Raw genomic sequence first — 22791 nt, forward strand, 5'->3', positions numbered from 1 at the left:
GGAGGGGCAATAATGACATCCAAACGTAAAGCGTATGTCCGTGGCATGTCGCCAACCTGGTGGCAAAAGCTGGGGTTCTACCGCTTCTATATGTTACGTGAAGGTACGGCAGTACCCGCCGTCTGGTTCAGCATCGTACTGATGTACGGTGTATTCTCGTTGAAGAATGGGCCTGAAGGCTGGGAAAACTTCGTCGGATTCTTACAGAATCCACTGGTGCTGTTCATCAATATCATCGCCTTGCTGGCTGCGGCGCTGCATACCAAAACCTGGTTTGAGCTGGCGCCTAAAGCCTCCATCATTGTGGTGAAAGACGAGAAAATGGGGCCAGAGCCGATTATTAAAGGGCTTTGGGCAGTCACCATTGTAGTAACGCTGGCCGTTCTGGCTATCGCCTTACTATTCTGATCGGGAGGAATAACGTGATTAATCAAATGCCAAAACGTTCCGATGAACCGCCTTTCTGGGGGCTATTCGGCGCTGGTGGTATGTGGAGTGCATTTTTCGCTCCGGTCATCATTCTGCTGGTCGGTATTCTGTTGCCTTTGGGTCTATTCCCGGATGCGTTGACCTATGAACGTATCATGGCTTTCAGTCAGAGTTTTATTGGCCGCATATTCCTGCTGTTGATGATTATTCTGCCGATATGGTGTGGTTTGCATCGTATGCACCACGCCATGCACGATCTGAAAATCCATGTTCCTGCCGGGAAATGGGTTTTCTACGGTCTGGCCGCCATCCTGAGCGTAGTTACCATAATTGGTGTTGTCGCGCTGTAAGTTGGTGTCCACCGTTAACGGTCTGCCCTGCGCAGGCCGTTTTTTATGGTGGGTCACAGGGTACGACATTTACTGCCCCAATAGGCGCAGCCCCAACCAAATATAATCTGTTCGGAACAGCTCTTTTAAAATAACCGTTATCATCGTCATCCCGAGGGAAGCGCCATTGCAGCACTTCCCTCATATGAAAAACCTTCACTGCTTACTGCGCGCTACGCTGTATCGCTTCCCCACCTGCCTCAACGTCCTGTCCAACACCGCGGGTGGTGTTACACCCAACTACAGCAGATAAAATCAACACAGAGAAAATAGCGGCAAGACTTTTCTTCAACATAAGTGATTCCTTCTTAGTAATAAGAAAAACGCCTCTTTAAGCGTAGTCAATATTGACTGGTTCGTGACATTTTTCATGCTTAATGAAGAGATCAGGCCTGTTCAGGCGAAAAAAACCGCCATGATGCTGAACCGCTCCCAAACTAACAAGTAAAGGGGCAGCCCAGTGACGGCGGCTTTTTAAAAAGAATTAATTATTTAACGCGGGAGACATACTCGCCAGAGCGGGTATCGACTTTGATCACCTCGCCAATCTGCACAAACAACGGCACTTTTACTACCGCGCCCGTGCTCAGTGTCGCAGGCTTACCACCTGTCCCCGCAGTATCACCTTTCAAACCTGGATCGGTATCAACGATTTCCAGCTCCACAAAGTTTGGCGGCGTCACTAAAATTGGTTGACCATTCCATAGTGTTACAATGCATTCAGCTTGATCGAGCAGCCATTTGGCGTTATCGCCAACGGCTTTCTCATCAGCAGCCAACTGTTCGAACGTTTCATTATTCATGAAATGCCAGAACTCGCCATCGTTGTACAGATAAGTCAGGTTCATATCCATCACATCTGCGCCTTCGGCGGAGTCAGTGGATTTAAATGTTTTTTCAATCAGCTTACCGGTTAGTAAACGACGCATTTTCACGCGTGCGAAAGCCTGGCCCTTACCCGGTTTGACGAACTCACTTGATTCGACAGCGTAAGGCTCACCTTCAAACATGATTTTAAGACCGGAACGGAAATCGTTGCTAAAATAAGTCGCCATAAAGGCCCTCTACATTTGATACTGGTACTAAGCCAAAAAATGGCACACATTGTAACCCTAAATATACCTTCCAGAGAAGATTGGTTGCAGCAACTTGCGGACGTAATTACCGATCCTGACGAATTACTGCAACTTCTGGCATTAAATCACCATGCAGAGCTTCGGCAAGGATATGGCGCCCGCAAACTTTTCCCTCTGCGTGTACCACGTGCGTTTGTGGCGCGTATGCAAAAGGGAAATGCGAGAGACCCACTGTTGCTGCAAGTTTTAACCGCCCGCGAAGAGTTTATTGCCGCACCAGGCTTTACCCACGACCCGCTTGATGAACAGCATAGTGTCGTACCGGGATTGCTTCACAAGTACCATAACCGAGCGCTATTGCTGGTGAAAGGTGGGTGTGCGATTAACTGTCGCTACTGCTTCCGCCGACATTTTCCCTATCAGGAAAATCAGGGAAACAAAACAAACTGGCGTCAGGCGTTGGACTATATAGACCAACATAACGAACTGGATGAAATTATTTTTTCCGGTGGCGATCCCTTGATGGCAAAGGACAATGAGCTTGACTGGTTGATCACTGAGCTGGAAAAAATCCCCCATCTGAAACGCCTGCGCATCCATAGCCGTTTACCGGTGGTCATTCCGGCGCGGATTACCGACGCGTTGTGCCAGCGATTGTCACAGACATCGCTTCAGGTTGTACTGGTCACACACATCAACCACGCGCAGGAGATCGATCCTGATTTAATACAAAGTATGGCTCGTTTGCGCCGTGCCAGCGTCACGGTACTGAATCAAAGCGTCTTGTTACGTGGCGTTAACGACAATGCCAATACACTGGCAGAACTGAGCAACGCTCTGTTTGATGCCGGCATTCTTCCTTACTATCTCCATGTTCTGGATAAAGTTCAGGGAGCCGCCCATTTTCTGATTAGCGATGAGGAAGCACGTGTGCTGGTCAGAACACTGCTGAAAAAGGTTTCTGGCTATCTGGTCCCCCGTCTTGCGCGGGAAATTGGCGGGGAAGCAAGTAAAACACCGTTGGATCTAGGGCTGAAACAAAATCAGGAAGAAAACACGAGATTGCGCAGTGAGTAAACAAACCCGGTGAAAATGATCCTTCGCCGGGCTGTCATCTTAATTCAAGATTAACTTACGGGCACTTGTAAACGTTGCCAACCATCTTGCTATCCAGCGGAGCAAAGCTCGACCAGAATGTTTCACTCGGGCTGGTCGCGCCATAGATAGTATTGCCGCCCATAGCTGCTGCTTTGTTGCGCAAATCATTAGCTGCGCCACGCATTGAACTACCATCACTTTGATTGCCGGATAACCAGTTAGACTGAGTGCCACTGACCTCACCGAGTAACTGGCATTGGTTGCCCGGCTGCGTATCAGTAAACGTGACAGACTGCCCTGCTGTACTGAGTTGATTGGATGTATTGCACCCTGCCAGCAACACAACAGCAGAAATACCGAGTAATATGCGGATCCGCATTTTCCCCTCCATGATATTGAAAAATAAAATACGCCGGGATTAATCAACCTGTGATGCCAAAAGATCTGACTGTTTCCGCAGCGGCTAATGTCATTACCGCATCTGGCATTCTATACCTTAAAAACCAGTAAAAATGACTCACCTTACAACAAACTGATATTAAAGAAAAAATAATCTGGCAGTTAAAACATGTCATATATCTGTTTAGGAATAACACCTTAGGTTTTATCTGAAAAAAACTATAATGCAATTTATGTTCACATCAATCATTTCAATCATTGTATTCTATGTACTACTCTGATCATTGGTCATTTTTGGCTGTATCTGCCCGTTGCTCATATTTAACAACTGTAAAATTATCATGTTAAGCAACAGGAGCGCTCATTTTCGTTTAATATTGGATAAAACGAAAAAATATAAGACAACGTAGTGTCATGAAGGAAACCAACAGTATGCTCACCAAAAAAATCTTACTGGCCACCAGCGGCATATTTTTGTGCGTGTCGGCCAGTCAGGCTGCTGGCTTAATTGCCCCAGATAACACGCTTCGGAACGATCTTGCATGGCTTTCTGATCGTGGTGTGATTAATGTCAGTCTCTCTACCTGGCCGTTGAGTCAGGAAGAAATAGAATCTGTCCTTTCACAGGCAAAACCTGTCACCAACACTGAAAAAAATGTAATTAGCCGGGTTGAACAGCGTATCAGCAATCTGAAAGCCAATATTCGTATCACTGGCTATACGTCTACCGATAAACCTGGACTACCGCAAGGCTTCGGCAACACCCATGCCAGCGATCATGCGCTTTCTGTTGGTGCTGGCGCCAGCGATGAGTTCTGGGATGTAAACCTTAAAGGAACGGTTGAAGGTAACCAGCGTATTGACGATCAATCCCGCTGGAATATGGATGGCTCCTACGGCGCCGTTAAAATCTTCAACCAATGGCTCTCATTCGGCAAAGTCTCCCAATGGTGGGGGCCAGGCTATGACGGCAGTTTGATCCGTTCTGATGCAACCCGCCCGGTAACCGGTTTTATGTTACAGCGTGCCGATCAGTCCCCTTTTGAAACCCCGTGGCTTTCGTGGATTGGCCGCTGGCAATATCAGATTTCCGCCGGTCAGCTCGAACAATATTACGCTGTACCTGAAACCAAGCTCATCGGTGGGCGTCTGACGTTAATGCCGACCAACTTCATTGAACTGGGCGCGTCACGCGTTATGATGTGGGGAGGCGAAGGACGTCCTCAGTCATGGGGATCATTCTGGGATGGCGTGGCAGGGAAAGATAACACCGGGACGGAAAACGAACCCGGCAATCAGTTAGCTGGCTTTGATTTTAAACTGAAATTACAGCCATTAACGGGTCTGCCTGTCAGCCTGTACGGTCAGTTGGTCGGTGAAGATGAATCCGGTATGCTGCCGTCTAAGAATACTTACCTTCTCGGCCTGGAAGGTCATCCGGAATGGGGTACATCCACCATCAATTGGTATATTGAAGGTGCAAACACTCGCTCTAATGATTCCGCAACGGGCACGATTTACACCCATCACATCTATAAAGATGGCTATTATCAGCAGGGTTATCCATTAGGTCATGCCATGGGTGGAGATGGGCGTATGCTATCCGGGAAAGTGGAGTTGGCGCTGGATGACGGGCAACGCTGGAGCACCCGCGTAACCTACGCCAAGGTCAACCCACGCGATCAAAGCATTAATAAAGCTTTCCCGCGCTCTGATACGCTGAAGGGAATCGAATTAGGCTGGGGTTATGACTTCGAGTCAAAAGTAAAATTTGATACCAGTGTGTGGTACACCGATAGCGACAACAGCACCAGCGACGACTTTGGCGCCGGGCTGGGCGTGGAAATACCGATTAATCTTTAACTGCCACTTGACAGACCAATAGGCAAAAGGCGGGAATTTCCCGCCTTTTTCATGATTGCCGGCTTAGGCACGCCATTGCTTGAAGCGGTTGATCAAACCGTTAGTCGAGCTGTCATGGCTGGTAACATCGTTTGCATCCTCCAGTTCAGGCAAAATGCGATTAGCCAGTTGTTTACCCAATTCAACGCCCCACTGGTCAAAGGTGAAGATATTCAGAATCGCTCCCTGGGTAAAGATCTTGTGCTCATACAGCGCGATCAGCCCCCCCAAACTGTAAGGTGTAATCTCACGTAGCAAAATAGAGTTGGTCGGACGATTACCTTCAAAAACTTTGAACGGCGCAACATGCTCAACCTCTTTCGCCGTTTTACCCGCTGCGGCAAACTCTTCTTCCACCACGTCGCGGCTCTTACCGAACGCCAGTGCTTCCGTCTGTGCAAAGAAGTTGGACAGTAGCTTACTATGATGGTCGCTTAACGGATTGTGGCTCAACGCAGGCGCAATGAAGTCGCAGGGAACCAGTTTGGTTCCCTGATGAATCAGTTGATAAAACGCGTGCTGGCCGTTGGTTCCCGGTTCTCCCCAGATAATCGGCCCGGTTTGATAATCAACCGCATTACCGTTGCGATCGACGTATTTACCGTTGGACTCCATATTCCCCTGTTGGAAATAGGCAGCAAAACGATGCATATATTGATCATACGGCAAAATGGCTTCCGTTTCCGCCCCGAAAAAATTGTTGTACCAAATACCAATCAATGCCAGCAACACCGGCAGGTTTTGTTCTGCCGGAGTGGAAGCAAAGTGTTTATCCATGGCATGAGCGCCGTTAAGCAACTGCTCAAAATTCTCAAATCCCAAAGAAAGAATGATCGACAAACCAATGGCCGACCACAGGGAATAACGCCCGCCAACCCAGTCCCAGAATTCAAACATATTGTGGGTATCAATGCCAAAATCACCGACGGCTTTAGCATTGGTAGACAACGCGGCAAAGTGTTTTGCCACATGTTTTTCGTCTTGTGCGGCTCTCAGGAACCAATCGCGCGCACTATGCGCATTGGTCATCGTTTCCTGAGTGGTAAAAGTTTTGGACGCCACCAGGAACAGCGTGGTTTCAGGATTAAGCGGCTTTAACGTTTCAGCAATATGCGTACCGTCAACGTTGGAGACAAAATGCATATTCAGATGATTTTTATACGGTTTCAGCGCTTCGGTCACCATATACGGCCCAAGATCGGAGCCGCCGATACCAATATTCACCACATCGGTAATCGTCTTTCCGGTATACCCTTTCCATTCACCGCCGATGACTCGTTCGCTGAAGTTTTTCATTTTCTCCAGCACGGCATTCACCTCTGGCATCACGTCTTTGCCGTCGACCAGAATAGGTGTGTTGCTGCGGTTACGCAGGGCGACATGTAGTACCGCCCGCCCTTCAGTTCGGTTAATTTTTTCTCCTGCAAACATGGAGTTAATCGCTCCGGCCAAATCGGTTTCCCGGGCCAGCGCCTGCAGTTTTTCTAACGTTTCATCCGTAATGCGGTTTTTGGAATAATCCACCAGCATTTGATCGTCAAAGGTGGCGGAAAAACGCTCAAAACGCGTATTATCCTGGGCAAACAGGTCGCTGATCCGCACATCTTTCATCACATCAAAATGTCGCTGTAAGGCCTGCCACGCGGCGGTTTGGCTTGGATTGATATTTTTCATAACAATACTCTTCTCTCCTGGAGTGAAATCAAAAACTGCTGAATCGATTGTATCCCGAAATTACCGATTGAGATGCCTTTTCTTGATAAATGCACATCCGGCCATGTTTGTTTATTGACAGTCGCAGGATAACCCGCTATTTCTAGCAACCTACTTGCGCGCTTAGTGCGCAAGCCAGAAGAGGAGCATCGCCCAGGTAAGGTATCAGAGGAGCCGTAGTCCGTTGATGATACCCGAGGGGGAGCGGTGCCGAGATGCGGTGAAATACGGAGTTCACTGCATCGACCGCAGGGGCTGAATCCCCTGGGTTGTCACCCGGTTCGCCCTGAAAGGCGTTCAGCAAGGTGGAGCGCTTCTGGGTGTGCCGTAGTTTTGCTTTCTACGCCAGCTCCCTGCTTACCGCTCTTCCCTTGTGCCAAGGCTGATTAATGGATCGCTGTTGTTAACATGAGAACAATAGCCCCCCCTGCACGAGGTTTTTGAAATGTCCGTAACTGAAACGCATTCTATCGTTATCGCCAAATTTGGCGGCACCAGCGTGGCTGATTTCGACGCTATGAATCACAGCGCCGATGTTGTCTTATCCAATCCTGATGTCCGGGTCGTGGTATTGTCGGCCTCTGCCGGCATCACAAATCTACTGGTCGCTCTGGCAGAGGGACAAAATCAGGAACAGCGCACTCAGCTTCTGGCCAAGATTCGTCAAATCCAATATGCCATCATCGACCGTCTGGCAAAACCGACGGTGATCCGCGACGAAATCGACCGTATGTTTGAGAACGTCACCACCTTGTCTGAAGCCGCTGCGCTGGCAACCTCAAGCGCATTGACGGATGAGTTGGTCAGTCATGGCGAGTTGATGTCCACGCTGCTGTTTGTTGAGATTCTGCGCCAACGAGACGTCACTGCTGAATGGTTTGATGTTCGTAAAATTATGCGTACCGATGATCACTTTGGTCGTGCAGAACCCGATTGCCATGCATTAGGCGAATTGACTCGCAGCCAGTTACAACCCCGGCTTGAGAAAGGATTAATCATTACACAGGGTTTTATCGGCAGAGAAGCCAAAGGGCGCACCACAACCTTAGGACGTGGCGGCAGCGATTACACCGCCGCGTTGTTGGGTGAGGCGTTGCACGCCAGCCGCATTGATATCTGGACCGACGTGCCCGGTATCTATACCACCGATCCACGCGTGGTAGCGGCGGCCAAACGCATCGACCAGATTATGTTTGAAGAAGCCGCTGAGATGGCGACATTCGGCGCGAAAGTGCTGCATCCGGCCACATTATTGCCCGCCGTGCGCAGTGACATTCCGGTATTCGTGGGCTCCAGCAAAGATCCCGCCGCAGGGGGTACGCTGGTTTGCAATAAAACGGAAAACCCGCCGTTATTCCGCGCACTGGCGCTGCGCCGCAGGCAAACCCTGCTCACGTTGCACAGCCTCAATATGCTACATGCACGCGGCTTTCTGGCCGAGGTATTCAGCATTCTCGCCCGCCATAACATCTCTGTTGATTTGATCACCACCTCGGAAGTGAATGTAGCGCTGACGTTGGATACCACGGGTTCCACCTCAATCGGCGACAGCCTGCTGTCCAGTGCTTTGCTGACCGAGCTGTCTTCACTGTGTCGGGTGGAAGTAGAAGAAAATCTATCTTTGGTGGCGCTAATCGGAAACAAACTCTCTCAGGCCTGCGGCGTTGGCAAAGAAGTTTTTGGCGTGCTGGAACCGTTTAATATCCGATTGATTTGCTACGGCGCCAGCAGCAATAACCTGTGTTTTCTGGTACCCGGCAATGACGCCGAGCAAGTGGTGCAAACGTTGCATCACAGCCTGTTTGAATAATGCGTCGTATTTGCTGAATAACGTGTGGGAGAGAACGCCCTCCCACGCTCACAGCGTCAACGATGACTCTTCCCGTTCTTCTTCGCCATCCTGCTGTATGGCCAATACATTGTAGGCCGCCGAACAAAACAGTGAATTCAGTCTTTTCATATCGCCCAACAACCCCAAATGCAAGGAGCTGGTCTCCAGGCTCTGCACATTCTGCTGATGTAACCGTTCAACGTGAGCATGTGCGTAACGTCGGTTCAGAATACGAAAACGGTGTTTGGCACGGCGTAAACGTTTAGCACTGGTGATATCTTCTGAAAGAAATACCGACAGGCCAAGACGTAAATTTGACAGCAGTTGATCGTGTAAATGATTTAACTCCGTCAGTCCCTGAGCAGAAAACGCACGGTGTACGGTCGACGAGGTATTGGCCACATCATCTGCCATGCGTTCAATAATATCCCCCGCTTGTTCCAGGTTCAGTGCAACCTCGATCACTTCCGCCCAGCGCTGTGAGTCGCGCTCGTCGAGACTGTCTTTCTGTATTTGCGCCAGATAAAGTTTAATCGCAGTGTAGAGCACATCAACATCATCATCGAGCCGTCGGATCTCCCGCCGCTGCATATAATCGCCTTGCATTACCTCACGGTACAATCGCAGCATCTGTTCCACCACATCCCCAATCCGCAAGGTTTCCCGTGCGGCATTAACCAACGCCAATGCTGGCGTATCCAGGGCGCTGGTATCCAGATGCCGTGGCTTCATCTGCATGTCCACCTCTGGCGTGTCTGCAATCATCGCGCAGGACAAACGCGCAACAACACCGGCAAACGGAATCAGCAACAGGCAACGAATCAGGTTGTAAAAAAGGTGAAAATAAATGACCAGCTCTTCCGGGCTTAACGGCAGCCGGGCCAGCCAGCGGGAAAGCACCTCTACCATTGGCAAAACGACCAGACAACCCATCAGTTTAAATAACATGCTCCCCAGAGCTACTCGCCGGCCAGCGGCATTCTGTGCGCTGGTGCTGATTATCGTCAGCAGCCCACTTCCCAGATTAGCGCCAATGACCAGGCACATCGCCACTTCCAGCGAAATAACTCCGCTTGCCGTCAGAGTTGCGGTCAACAGTACCGCCGCCAGGCTGGAATAACTTACAACCGCAAACAAAGCGCCGATCAATGCATCAAGCATGATATCGCCAGTCAGCGAGGAGAACAGGACTTTAACACCGGCGGTTTGAGTGATGGGGGTTGCTGCCGCCACTATCATTTCCAGCGCCAACAGGATCAGTCCAAGTCCGATAGCAACCCGGCCAATCTGACCGATACGCGTCTGTTTACGGCTGAGGAAAAAGATCACCCCCAGAAAAATCAATAAAGGGGACAACCAGGAGAAATCAAACGTCAGTATCCGCACCATCAACGCGGTGCCTACATCTGCGCCAAGAATAATCACCAGCGCCGGGGCCAGCGCCACCAGCCTCTGCGAAACAAAGGATGTCGTCAGCAATGCCGTGGCATTACTGCTCTGAACCAACGCCGTGACACCAATCCCTGCCATAAAAGCCCATGGTTTCTTTTCAATGCTTTCGCTAAGAACCCGCCGTAAACTGGCGCCATAGACCCTCATGATGCCGGTGCGAACAATATGAGTTCCCCACACCAGCAACGCAATCGCAGAAAGTAAATGCAGCAGTGTCAACACGAAGTTAATTCCCCTGAAATGAACGTGAAATTGACTATTCAGTAGTTATTATATTAACAAAGGTTCCATGCTTTCACAGAAAAGCACGTTCTATTACAGATGATGCTGAAAGACGGCAACTGAGCGACAAATTCGTCGGAAAGCCTGCGGTGAGAGACAGGAGGTTCTCATTAATCCCAGAACTCATTGACTGGCCGGAAGCAGATTTGAACGCGGCTTGCAGCGGTTCCGAAGGGGTGATTACCACGGAAGGGCAGGATAATTCAGGGAAGCCGCCACAGTTGCAACGTGAAAGATGACGGGCCTAAACCAACAGGCCGGAGATAACCTGGCCTGTGAGGTTGCTGACAAAGTCGCTTGTAAGCCTGAGATACACGGGCCTACCGTACCGAGGGGCACTCCGGCGGCTTACGCCGCTATGACCCCTCAGTACGCTCTCCCTAATAAGGAACTTTGTCAATGGTCTGACAGGCCGGAGATAACCCGGCCTGTTTAGCATAGTGATATCAGAATGAGTAAGACACGCTGGCGACAACGCTGCGCTCTGCGCCGAAATAACAGAATTCCAACGAGTTACAGGCCGCGATATAGCTTTTATCCGTCAGGTTATTCACGTTCAACTGTGTACTGAGTCCTTTCAATCCCACCTTTGACAAATCGTACCCTACCGCCATATCCACCAGCGTATAGGAAGGCAGCGTATGCGTATTGGCGCGATCGCTGGTAATACCGTTCACATAGCGCACGCCAACACCCATCGTCAAACCATCGAGCGGGCCACGGTTCACATCGTAGCTGGCCCAGGCGCTGGCCTGGTTACGTGGCGCGTACACCGCACGTTTTCCCTGTTCTTCCGTACTGCTTTTCTTATAGCGGATATCCGTGTAGGTATAGGCCGCCTGCAAACGCAGGTTTTCCGTTAAGTGGCTGACGGCTTCCAACTCCACCCCTTCTGATTCAATTTCGCCCACAGAGCGGTAGGGATCAGTAGGCTGAACTTTCGTCGCAACATTTTTCTGATTAATACGAAACACCGACATGCTGTACTGGCTCTGCGAACCTTCCGGCTGATATTTCAGCCCGGCTTCCCACTGTCGGCCTTTCATCGGCTCGAGCACGTTTCCATCTTCGCCAACAAAACTGGTCGGCGTAAATGCAGTGGAATAGCTGACATAAGGGGCAAAGCCTGAGTCAAACAAATAGAGTAATGCCGCCCGGGAGCTAAAGTTATCCTTATCCAGTTCGCTACGAGTACCTGTGCTCTTATCAATACTGGTCACTTTCACCTGATCTTGGCGACCACCTAGCGTGAAACGCCAGCGCTCCCAGCTCATTTGATCCTGCAAATAGATCCCCGTCTGTTGCAGCTTATGTTTCTCACGGGTTGCAGGATACATCGCTGTCGGCAGCGCGCCATAGACCGGGTTAAATGCATCAATGGCAGGAAACGCCCCGGAAGGCCATTCCACATCATTGTGACGTTGCTGATAGTCCACCCCCACCAGCACACGATGGTTCACCGCGCCGGTATCAAAACTACCGTCGAGTTGGTCATCCAGTGTGATCGCCGACAGTTTTTCCCGCGAACCGGAATAGTATCGGGTAAGCGTGTCGCCCGTGTTCCAGCCATAGGCATATACCTGATCCAACCTGACCTTGCTTTCCAGATAGCGCAGTTTTTGACGTACCGCCCAGCCATTATCAAAACCATGTTCGAAGTTGTATCCCACCATGTTTTGCTTACGGTCGTATTTTTCGTAATTCTTCTCGCCTTCATAGAAGGTATTGGAGATTTTCCCACCGTTATGCGCCACAACAGTACCTTCATATGGTAATCCCGAATGACTGCCGCCTTCTGGATCGCGGTGCAGATAGGCCATCAGTTCCAGCCGGGTTTTATCGGAAATACGCCATGTCAGGCTGGGGGCAATCGCATAACGCTCTTCTTCCATCGGCCGGAACTGCGTATCCGCTTTGCGAGCCATGCCGCTGAGGCGGAACGCCAGACGATCGTCATCATCCAGCGGGCCGGTTACGTCAAATGCCGCGCCGCGCTGTGCGTTATTGCCTGCGAACAATTTGATCTGTCCGCTGCGTTCAAAGGAGGGTTGCCGAGAGTTCAGCGCCACAATCCCGCCCGGAGAGGCTCGTCCATACAGTACTGAAGCGGGGCCTCTTACCACTTCAATGCTGTCCAGAAACCAGGGATCAATAACCAGTGAACTGTGGGAGTTAGTGTCTCCCATCATTTTCAAGCCATCGAGATAAACATTATCCAGACTACCGTCAGAAAAGCCGCGCAGAACCATATAATCAAAGCGGTTAGAGGCACCGATTTGATTGCTGAACACGCCCGGCGTATAGCTCACGGCCTGCCGTACGCTGGTCGCCCCCTGCTCTTGAATCTGCTCACGCGTGACAACAGAGACGGCCTGCGGAGTTTCAATATCTGGCGTAGCCAGCTTGGTCGCTCCGCTTTGCTTTTGCGAGGTGACAACCAGCGTATCTCCCTGAGTGGAAGAGCGGGAAGACGTTGATTCCTCCTGCGCCAGCGCCGATACGCTAAAGCCGCCAGCGATAGACCCTATCAGTAGTGCCAACCGCGTTTTTCTGAACATGAAATTCTCCACAAGACCTTTTGTTGTAAATAAGAATTATTACCGTTTTTACCAACGCAGTAGCTATGCGCAATGACAACTTACGTATGCGCAATAACAAAAGGGCTGTCTGGCGGGAACTATTTGGAAATTAAGCGAGAATAAAAGCAAGCATCATCGCTGAGTGGCATCTTAGGTATTGGCGCGCACCACACTTGGCGCAATCCCATAGCGCCTTCTGAACGCGGTGGCAAAATTCGTGGCATGTTGATAGCCCGACATCCAGGCTGCCTGTTGAACCGGGTAACCCTGTTCAAGATAACGGCGGGCCAGTTCCAACCGGCAATCGCGCAGGTAGTCGAACACCGAATACCCATAGGTCTGGCGGAACTTGGTCCTCAGGCTGCTGGGGCTCATAGCGGCTGATTGCGCCAGTTCATGTAATGTATAGGCGTTCTCCGGTTGCCGTTGCAGCAACTGGCGAATGTTCTCCAGGCGGCACCGCTCACCCGGCGAGGGCAAGTAACCCTTTTCCTCCACCTGCAATTCGGCTGACAGGCCATAGCCCAAAAGTTGCAGCATGACCCCTTCCAGCATGAACTGGCGCGGTAGCCCGACAACCGAGTTTTCCAGCGCGTGTTGCAAACCAGACAACAAATAACCGGGCAGTTGCCACACAAAAGCAGGGCTTTTTGCATTTTCCCATTCATGCAGTAGAGACGCCATCATTGGCTGTGGCTGGAAACTGGCCGGGTTAATGCCCAGCGTCAATGTCTTAAGATGATGATCAGCCGGATGACTGGCATTCATCACCAGTTGTTCACCCAGCCTGGTGCGCAACGCCATCCCCGATCGCACAACAAATTCCCGGCCATTCAGTCGGACTGTCACACAACCATCCAGCACCACCAGCGTATACATTGGAGAACAGTGCAACGAGGTCGATTCATAGGGCTGTAAAACCTGTACGTTGGAGTTCGTCAGGTAGATGCCGGACGGCAATACCATCTCTTCAACGTTTCCCTGCACGACGATACGTTTTTCTTTATCGCGGTCGCGGCACGACGACAGTGCGGGAAAGTGATAGCTGATCCCGTAACGCTCGCCAAAATCAAAAAAATCTTCTATTGAAAAATGGCGTTTTAACAGAGTGGGAGAATACGCGTTAACCATGTTCAGGACTCAGAATCAGGCCAGCCGTTGCTGGGGGGAAAAATACCAAAGCAAATTATTATCCGCCTCACCATATCATCAGCGCCAACAGGCATCAATAATATTGATAACCATTCTCATCATGTTATTTCGTACAGTATGAAGCCAAAAGGAAGTAAGGCGTTTTGACGGATGGCCCCTTTCCAGCCGGGCCAAACCCGGCTGTTTTCATCCTTATCTTGATCTAATCCGCATCATAGCCCAGGTTCGGCGCCAGCCAGCGCTCAATATCACTGATGTTCATGCCTTTGCGTTTGGCGTAATCCTCGATCTGATCGCGCTGAATCTGCGCCACCGCGAAATATTTGCTGTCAGGATGGCTGAAATACCAACCGGACACCGACGCTCCCGGCCACATGGCATAAGAGTCGGTGAGCTTCATCCCCGCGTGCTTTTCAACATCCAGCAGTTGCCAGATTTCCGCCTTTTCGGTGTGATCGGGACACGCCGGATATCCCGGCGCCGGACGAATTCCCTGATAGTTTTCACGAATCAATTCGTCATTGCTGAGGTTTTCATTTGCCGCATACCCCCAATACACTTTTCGCACACGTTCATGCAGATACTCGGCGAAAGCCTCTGCTAACCTGTCCGACAGCGCTTTCACCATGATCTTATTGTAATCGTCATGCTGCGCGTCCCATTGTTCGGCCAGCGTGTCCTCTTCCAGCCCTCCAGTGACCGCAAAAGCGCCAAGATAGTCTGGCTTACCACAGGATTTAGGCGCGACAAAGTCGGCCAGGCAATAGTTCGGGAAATCTGTTTTTTCCGTTTGCTGACGCAGGTGATGACTGACCAGCAGCACCTCATCACGCCGTTCATCGGTATAAACTTCCACATCATCCCCTACCCGGTTAGCGGGGAATAGCCCCACCACGCCGCGTGGGTTAAGGGAGCCTTGTGCCGACAGGTCGTCCAGCATGGCATTGGCATCGGCAAATAACCGTTTCGCTTCATCGCCCACCACTTCATCTTCCAGAATACGCGGGTACTTGCCAGCCAGCGACCAGGTCATAAAGAATGGCGTCCAGTCGATGTAATTCCTTAACGTATCGATACTGGCGGTAACCTGCTGCACGCCCAATCGATGGACAACAGGAGGAGTGTAGTTTTCCCAATCCAGCGAGAATGCGTTATCACGTGCTGCTTCCAGCGTGACGGGGGGCGTTCTGGGTTTCTTGCGACCATGCTGGATACGCACGGTTTCATATTCTTTGCGGATACGGGCCACAAAATCATCGCGCTGACTGTCGGACAGCAGCGCGGAAACCACCCCTACCGTACGGGACGCATTCTGTACATACACGGTCGGGCCGCTATAGTTCTGCTCAATCTTCACCGCGGTATGCGCTTTCGATGTCGTCGCCCCGCCGATCATTAACGGCAGGGTAAACCCCTGGCGTTCCATCTCTTTCGCCACATTGACCATCTCATCAAGGGACGGAGTGATCAGGCCGGACAGGCCGATAATATCCACTTTCTCTTCACGGGCGGTTTTCAGTATCCGATCCATCGGCACCATCACGCCCAAATCGATGATTTCATAGTTATTGCACTGCAACACCACACCGACGATATTCTTACCGATATCGTGTACGTCTCCTTTTACCGTCGCCAGCAGGATCTTGCCGGCAGTGGTGCCTTTGGCTTTACTGGCTTCGATATAGGGCTCAAGGTAGGCCACCGCCTGCTTCATTACGCGGGCGGATTTCACCACCTGCGGCAAAAACATTTTACCGGCGCCAAACAGGTCGCCCACCACATTCATGCCGTCCATCAGCGGGCCTTCAATCACTTCAATCGGACGATCCGCCTGCCGGCGTGCTTCTTCGGTATCCAGCTCAATAAACTCGGTGATGCCTTTAACCAGAGAATATTCCAGCCGCTTCTTAACCGGCCAGCTACGCCATTCTGCCTGCGGCTTGTTGCTTTCATCGTCTGACTTGCTGCCGCGGTATTTTTCCGCCAGATCCAGCATACGTTCGGTAGCGTCATCCCGGCGGTTAAGGATCACATCTTCAACCGCATCACGCAGTTCGGCGGGGAGATCGTCATAGATAGCCAGTTGTCCGGCGTTAACGATCCCCATATCCATGCCGTTCTGGATCGCATGGTAGAGAAATACCGCGTGGATCGCCTCACGCACCATATCGTTGCCGCGAAAAGAGAAGGAAACGTTAGACACACCGCCCGAGATCATCGCATGGGGCAACTGGGCTTTAATATCGGCACAGGCTTCAATGAAATCGACCGCATAGTTATTATGCTCTTCAATCCCGGTGGCGACGGCAAAAATATTGGGGTCGAAAATAATATCTTCCGGCGGGAAGCCAACCTCTTGCGTCAAAATATGATAGGCGCGGCGGCATATTTCAATCTTACGGGCGCGGGTATCCGCCTGGCCCACCTCATCAAACGCCATAACGACCACTGCCGCGCCATAACGGCGAACCAATTTGGCGTGATGAACAAAGGCTTCAACCCCCTCCTTCATGGAAATGGAGTTCACAATGCCTTTGCCCTGAATACATTTCAGCCCTTGCTCAATCACGCTCCATTTCGAGGAGTCGATCATGATCGGGACGCGGGCAATATCAGGTTCGCCAGCAATCAGATTGAGAAAACGAACCATTGCCGCTTCGGCATCCAACATGCCTTCATCCATATTGATATCGATGATCTGCGCACCACTTTCTACCTGTTGGCGGGCCACATCCAGCGCTTCATTATATTTTTCTTCTTTAATCAGCCGCTTAAACCGCGCAGAACCCGTTACGTTGGTGCGTTCGCCAACGTTGACAAACAGCGTATTGGCATCAATATTCAACGGTTCCAGCCCTGCCAGACGGCAGGCCACCGGGATCTGCGGTAGCTTACGCGGCGCAACGCCGTCGACCACGTGGGCAATAGCCGCAATGTGTTCCGGCGTGGAACCGCAGCAACCGCCAACAATATTCAGAAAGCCAGAACGCGCCCATTCACCGATGTGCCGCGCCATTTCCGCCGCATCCAGATCGTACTCGCCAAAGGCGTTCGGCAACCCTGCATTCGGGTGCGCCGTCACGTAGCATTCCGCGATACGGGAAAGCTCCGCCACATACTGACGCAGCTCATCCGGCCCTAGCGCACAGTTCAGGCCAAACGACAGCGGACGGGCATGGCGTAGCGCATTGTAGAAGGCTTCCGTTGTCTGGCCGGATAACGTTCGCCCGGACGCATCGGTGATAGTACCGGAGATCATCACCGGCAATTCAACGCCCAGCGCCTCAAACTCGGTTTCAACCGCAAAGACAGCGGCTTTGGCATTCAGGGTATCAAAGATGGTTTCGATCATGATCAGATCGACACCACCCTCGATCAACGCACGAGTGGATTCACGGTAAGCGCAAACCAGTTGATCAAAACTGACATTACGGAATGCCGGATCGTTAACATCAGGGGAAATAGAGGCGGTTCGGTTGGTCGGGCCAAGCACGCCCGCCACATAACGTGGTTTATCCGGCGTCAGCGCCGTCCACTTATCCGCACAGGTGCGGGCAAGCTGTGCAGCGGTGGTATTTATCTCCGCTGACAGCGATTCCATCCCATAATCAGCCATAGCGATAGTCGTGGAGTTAAACGTATTGGTTTCAAGGATATCAGCGCCAGCCCCAAGGTAAGCGTCGTGGATCGCGGTAATCACCTGAGGTTTGGTCAACACCAGAAGATCGTTATTGCCTTTGACATCACTCGGCCAGTCAGCAAATCGCTCGCCGCGGTAATCTTCTTCCTGCAAACGATAACTTTGGATCATGGTTCCCATACCACCATCCAACACCATAATGCGTTGCGCTAACTGACGGCGCAATTCGTCTACCCGATTAATCACAAGTACCTCATACCAGCGATGAATATCTCACCAATGCAAGCGCCTATCCTAACATAAGTTGCCCATCGGCTAACGTGGCGCCGCATGAGACTTTTTCAGGCAATCCACCGGGTCGGCGATCTCGGTTTATGGACGATTACCTCCCGCAGCCGGAGAGCGGCGCAGGCTAGTCGTCAGAGTCGCTGTCCGAAACGTACAGATTCAGTTGCCCGTTCCTGTCGCGGGAGATATACGTCGGAATGCCTTTCGCGATATTCGTATTCATTACTGAAGCCGTACTAACAAGCATGTTCGCCGCTCTTGTTTGCCAGAAAGGCCCACGGCGATGATCGTCGGGGAATTGGAGCTCCTCGGCACACGTACCGCATGGACGTTTGGTTCCCACAAGGCGGTTAGGATCCAGTGTGCTGCCCGTTGCTTTTTCATAGGCCTGTTTGATCCGGCGTTCAGCGTGCAGGTCAATCAGTTTCCCCCTCTCTGTGAAGTTAAACCTTTCCGAAGATACCCGAATCCCCCCTCTGGCGATGGCTTCAAGCACCGGATCCGTGCCGGGATGTCGTGCTGAACGATCGTGAAGTACATTGTCAAGCCGCGACGCGTGGCGCAACCACCGGTCATTCATATCCTCATTGCCTTTTCCCGCCTGAATCTGATTTTGCAGCTCTCCTTGCAACCCTCCTTCGTTCAACAACATTCTGATCTTGCGATTAGCCCCTCGCGAGTTGGAGGAAATCCATATCTCATCACTTGCCCGGTCATAGTATGCCTGTACTTCCTTACTTGCGGGGAACGCATTCAGAAGTGCCGAGCACAACCATCGCAGTACCTGACGTTCTCGGTCACTTTCATATGAACGCGGCGGTCTGATCAACTCCGGGCTATTGGCGTACACCGATTCCAACGTCTGCGGTCCTCCCCGCATACGCTCGACGTCGTTGGTAACAATATGGACGATGTCGACTTTTCTCTCCTTGTAATGCTGCGGAACGGTGACCTTATACACTTGCGGGTAGGATGTACCGGGCGGCGACTGAACATTAGCTGTGTTTTGGGATGCCGAAGCGCGATTAGCCTCACCAACCAAACGCGGGTTGCCTTTCGCTACCTTGCTCGTCGATGCGCCCCTCTGTTGACTTTGCTGCGCCAGAATTTTTCGGCGTTTATCAGGCGCGACGTTGACGTCTGCATCCGGCTTACGCTTAGGGCCGATGGCCCGTAGCGATCGAAGCGCCTGACGTTCGGCGTGCTCGCTGTCAACCACCCGCATACGAGTCTGTTCACCTTCCGGTTTACGCCGCAACATGGTAATGGGTTGCAAACTACCCAACGGCGTGATGGTATGCCGCGTGATGCCAAATCGGCTATCCGCCATTTCGCCCGGATTTTTGTCGCATAGCTCATCCAGATGCCGGACAAACGCCACAGTGTCAACCGGGTTATCCTTCGGTTGCGTGCGGCGAAAATTCTCCCACTCGCTGGTCAGTCGATGTGCAAGATGCTTGTTCCACAATATGGGCAGGTGTCTGTCCCGACGCGGTGTGGACAAAACCGCCGACACGGCGCTACTGAGGGTATGCGAGTCGGACATCTGATCGAGAATCTCTTCCAAAGGAGTCTGCGAAACCAATCGAATGTCCGCCAAACCGCCAGAAGCATTGAGGCGGCGCAAAATCTGCACCGGCTCAGACGCGCCCGGCACCTGGATTTTGAATAACCGAATGTCCGACACGCCGGTCTCTTGACCGCCGCCGCGCTTTTCAGCGCTGATCGTCAATTTATAAAGCTCATCGAAAAAATGGCCTCTCGTCGTATCAATCTTGCCGGGTAACTGTCGGTAAGCGGAATAGAGCGCCTGAAATTCTTGCCTACGCCTGCTGCTTTCCCACAAACCATCCAGGCGCGGGCGACTAATCGATTTGCCGTGCATAGCTGCCGCTCTGCCAGAAGACTGAAACGCACTTTTTTCCATCTGTGCCATTACCGCGTGTAACTCATCTCCGTCGTCTGGTCGTCGCAACCGACGCAGGTCGCGTAATTCGCCATTGGTATCACGGCGTAGCACATAAACGTCATCATCATACCCCGCCACACGGATGCTAAAGAGCCGAATATCATTACGTTCCGTAGGCAATTGCACATTGGTGAGAGGATGGGCTGCGTCCGTCAAATCACGGATCACACGAAGAAACGCCGCACCGGATAAAGATGGGTTATATGTCGATCGCAAGCCGTCGAACTCGTCACGACGCTGTTTACTGAAGTGCCACAGGCTGTTCTCTACATGTTGTCCTGAACGCCGTTGAGTCGATCCGCCTCGCGCCTCGACCGCTTCATTTTTAAACGTCGTCCCCTTCTTACGCTGAGTAAATGCCCACCGCTCCCGCACCGCCTGCCGCTTTTTATACGGTTTGTCCTCATCACTTAATGGCGTCGTCCCAAAATCCACAACAGCGGACGCACAGGCCGCTTGCAAGGAGAGGTGCTGCTCTGACGAGCGCGTTAGCCGCCCTGTATCGTCACTTTGCAACGTCTCGCTCATAGGATCGCTTACCCCTGCCAGCCCTGCCCTCATCCCAATCTTCATTCGCCTATCCCTCTTAATCCATAGAACATCCGCTTTCTCTTAGGTAACTCGGCGGGATAAAGGGTTCGAGACAACCTCAGCGTTCGGTGATAAAAAGGCGTCTTTAATAGTAAAAAAATTTTTAAGCCTAATTAATTAAAATCAAAGTATAGATATAAAAAAGGCGCCGGAAAGGCGCCTGAGGCGGGGAAAAGCGTCGTTCAGTCCAATGTAGGGTTCATATGACGCAAATCATAAGGCGTGATCTGGTAAACGTAATAGTTAAGCCAGTTAACAAACAGCAAATGTCCGTGGCTGCGCCAGGTCGCTTTAGGTGCAACCTCAGGATTGTTATCAGGAAAATAATTCACCGGGGGTTTTGGGTTAAGCCCGGCTTCGCGATCGCGAAAGTATTCACTCGCCAGCGTCGATGCATCGTATTCAGGATGACCTGTAACAAAAGCCAGACGCTTATCTCGACTGGCAAACAGATAAGCCCCTGTCTCCACAGACTCCGCCAAGATATCTAAGTCAGTATGTTTGCGAATAACATCAGTAGGGAAGTCCGCATAACGTGAATGAGGCGCTAAAAACGTTTCATCAAATCCCCTGGTCAATAAAGCGTGAGGTTGCAACGTATAGTGTGAATAGACGCCTGATAATTTCTCCGTGCGGGTCATCTTCGGAATGCCATACAGAATATTTAAAGCTGCCTGTACTGCCCAACACACGAAAAGTGTGGAGGTTACATGCCCTTTTGCCCAGTCAATCACCCTTGCGATCTGCGGCCAGTAGGCCACATCACAAAAATCAATCAACCCCAGCGGCGCTCCCGTGACGATCAATCCATCAAAGTTTTCATCCTGGATATCATCAAAGTTACAGTAAAAATTATTCAGATGCTCTGTCGGCGTATTCTTCGACTCACGGCTATCTATACGCAGTAACTGAATATCGATCTGTAATGGGGAATTTGATAACAGTCGCAGAAACTGGTTCTCAGTTTCGATCTTCTTCGGCATCAGGTTCAGTACCAGCACTTTCAAAGGACGAATTTCCTGCGTTTTAGCACGAGAGGACGTCATCACAAAAACATTCTCATTACGCAGAAAGTTTACCGCTGGCAACTCATCAGGAACCCGGATTGGCATAACCTTATATCCTCACAGCATACGTTTATACGTTTAGACTTCTAGATGCCCGAAGATAGCGATTTTTGATCACAATGTCGAGTAAACACTGGCTAAGGTGAAAAAGTTTCATCACTATTTGGATATATTTATCTGGTTTTCGCATAACGGAAGGGGAAACGGTGAGAAATAATCAAATCAAATAGTGTAACGAACACCAGAATGCAAAAAGCCCCAGTCTTGCGACTGAGGCTTTCTACTTCGTTTGATGCCTGGCAGTTCCCTACTCTCACATGGGGAGACCCCACACTACCATCGGCGCTACGGCGTTTCACTGCTGAGTTCGGCATGGGGTCAGGTGGGACCACCGCGCTATCGCCGCCAGGCAAATCTGTTTCATCCCGACCGTTACGCTTTTCGCGCAACCACCGGAACCAATCTCAAAACAAGCTGAATATCTTCTGAGTCTATTCGTATCATCCTGATACCCTCCCCTAAGGGACCAGCGCTCCGCACTCTTCAAAATCGTTACCGTCGATTTTGTCTCAATAAAACACCTTCGGTGTTGTAAGGTTAAGCCTCTCGGGTCATTAGTACTGGTCAGCTCAACGTATCGCTACGCTTACACACCCAGCCTATCTACGTCGTCGTCTTCAACGGCCCTTCAGGGGACTCAAAGTCCCAGGGAAGACTCATCTCGAGGCAAGTTTCCCGCTTAGATGCTTTCAGCGGTTATCTCTTCCGCACTTAGCTACCGGGCAATGCAATTGGCATCACAACCCGTACACCAGCGGTGCGTTCACTCCGGTCCTCTCGTACTAGGAGCAACCCCTCTCAATCTTCCAACGCCCACGGCAGATAGGGACCGAACTGTCTCACGACGTTCTAAACCCAGCTCGCGTACCACTTT

At 51.2% G+C, this 22791-nt stretch carries 15 protein-coding genes, 2 rRNA genes and 1 riboswitch; of the genes, 5 read left to right on the forward strand and 12 right to left on the reverse strand.

Annotated features, from left to right (window positions below; all coding sequences use genetic code 11):
- The first annotated feature begins 12 nt into the window (after positions 1-12).
- Together frdC and frdD are read left to right on the forward strand one after the other, a co-directional pair.
- Positions 13-408, forward strand: coding sequence for a fumarate reductase subunit FrdC (gene frdC / locus BIY29_RS16135; protein WP_121576089.1), 396 nt, complete (start codon positions 13-15; stop codon positions 406-408).
- Positions 409-422: 14 nt separating this feature from the next.
- Positions 423-779, forward strand: coding sequence for a fumarate reductase subunit FrdD (frdD, locus tag BIY29_RS16140; protein ID WP_121576090.1), 357 nt, complete (start codon positions 423-425; stop codon positions 777-779).
- A 202-nt stretch (positions 780-981) separates the two neighbouring features.
- Here frdD and BIY29_RS16145 read toward each other — a convergent pair whose 3' ends face one another.
- Together BIY29_RS16145 and efp are read right to left on the reverse strand one after the other, a co-directional pair.
- Positions 982-1113 carry an entericidin A/B family lipoprotein gene (locus BIY29_RS16145; protein ID WP_121576091.1) on the reverse strand — a complete coding sequence of 44 codons (132 nt, stop codon included), beginning with the start codon at positions 1111-1113 and terminating at the stop codon, positions 982-984.
- Between the two features lie 193 nt (positions 1114-1306).
- A complete protein-coding gene (gene efp / locus BIY29_RS16150; protein WP_121576092.1) occupies positions 1307-1873 on the reverse strand; it encodes an elongation factor P in 567 nt (188 codons plus the stop codon).
- A gap of 39 nt (positions 1874-1912) precedes the next feature.
- Between efp and epmB the strand changes: the two genes are divergently transcribed.
- Positions 1913-2971 (forward strand): EF-P beta-lysylation protein EpmB, encoded by a 1059-nt coding sequence (gene epmB, locus BIY29_RS16155; protein WP_121576093.1) that lies wholly within the window; start codon positions 1913-1915, stop codon positions 2969-2971.
- A 55-nt stretch (positions 2972-3026) separates the two neighbouring features.
- On the opposite strand, the gene BIY29_RS16160 is transcribed toward epmB, so the two are convergent.
- Complete coding sequence (locus tag BIY29_RS16160; protein ID WP_121576094.1) at positions 3027-3371, reverse strand: DUF4156 domain-containing protein; 345 nt, start codon at positions 3369-3371, stop codon at positions 3027-3029.
- A gap of 452 nt (positions 3372-3823) precedes the next feature.
- Here BIY29_RS16160 and BIY29_RS16165 point away from each other — a divergent pair, with 452 nt between their 5' ends.
- Entirely contained in the window at positions 3824-5254 is a 1431-nt protein-coding gene (locus BIY29_RS16165; RefSeq protein ID WP_121576095.1) for a capsule assembly Wzi family protein, read from the forward strand.
- Positions 5255-5317: 63 nt separating this feature from the next.
- Here BIY29_RS16165 and pgi read toward each other — a convergent pair whose 3' ends face one another.
- Positions 5318-6967, reverse strand: coding sequence for a glucose-6-phosphate isomerase (gene pgi / locus BIY29_RS16170; RefSeq protein ID WP_121576096.1), 1650 nt, complete (start codon positions 6965-6967; stop codon positions 5318-5320).
- Positions 6968-7137: 170 nt separating this feature from the next.
- A riboswitch (Lysine riboswitch) is annotated at positions 7138-7330 on the forward strand.
- A gap of 121 nt (positions 7331-7451) precedes the next feature.
- On the opposite strand from pgi, the gene lysC reads away from it, so the two are divergent.
- Complete coding sequence (gene lysC / locus BIY29_RS16175; protein WP_121576097.1) at positions 7452-8816, forward strand: lysine-sensitive aspartokinase 3; 1365 nt, start codon at positions 7452-7454, stop codon at positions 8814-8816.
- A 48-nt stretch (positions 8817-8864) separates the two neighbouring features.
- On the opposite strand, the gene BIY29_RS16180 is transcribed toward lysC, so the two are convergent.
- The 8 genes from BIY29_RS16180 to BIY29_RS16220 form a co-directional block, all read right to left on the reverse strand.
- Positions 8865-10511 carry a Na/Pi cotransporter family protein gene (locus tag BIY29_RS16180; RefSeq protein WP_121576098.1) on the reverse strand — a complete coding sequence of 549 codons (1647 nt, stop codon included), beginning with the start codon at positions 10509-10511 and terminating at the stop codon, positions 8865-8867.
- Between the two features lie 506 nt (positions 10512-11017).
- On the reverse strand, positions 11018-13129 hold the full coding sequence (gene foxA, locus BIY29_RS16190) for a ferrioxamine B receptor FoxA (RefSeq protein WP_121576100.1): 2112 nt from the start codon (positions 13127-13129) through the stop codon (positions 11018-11020).
- A gap of 171 nt (positions 13130-13300) precedes the next feature.
- Complete coding sequence (locus tag BIY29_RS16195) at positions 13301-14281, reverse strand: AraC family transcriptional regulator (protein WP_240630173.1); 981 nt, start codon at positions 14279-14281, stop codon at positions 13301-13303.
- Positions 14282-14504: 223 nt separating this feature from the next.
- The gene (gene metH / locus BIY29_RS16200; protein WP_121576101.1) at positions 14505-18188 is read right to left on the reverse strand and encodes a methionine synthase; all 3684 of its coding nucleotides are present in this window, start codon (positions 18186-18188) and stop codon (positions 14505-14507) included.
- 166 nt (positions 18189-18354) lie between these two features.
- Entirely contained in the window at positions 18355-20772 is a 2418-nt protein-coding gene (locus tag BIY29_RS16205) for a hypothetical protein (RefSeq protein WP_147437170.1), read from the reverse strand.
- A 200-nt stretch (positions 20773-20972) separates the two neighbouring features.
- Positions 20973-21902: a homoserine O-acetyltransferase MetA gene (metA, locus tag BIY29_RS16210; RefSeq protein ID WP_121576103.1), complete on the reverse strand. Its 930-nt coding sequence runs from the start codon at positions 21900-21902 to the stop codon at positions 20973-20975.
- A gap of 249 nt (positions 21903-22151) precedes the next feature.
- Positions 22152-22267 (reverse strand): 5S ribosomal RNA (gene rrf, locus BIY29_RS16215).
- A gap of 183 nt (positions 22268-22450) precedes the next feature.
- A 23S ribosomal RNA gene (locus BIY29_RS16220) occupies positions 22451-22791 on the reverse strand; the annotation flags it as partial.

Source organism: Brenneria alni, from assembly GCF_003666245.1.
Lineage (GTDB): Bacteria > Pseudomonadota > Gammaproteobacteria > Enterobacterales > Enterobacteriaceae > Brenneria > Brenneria alni.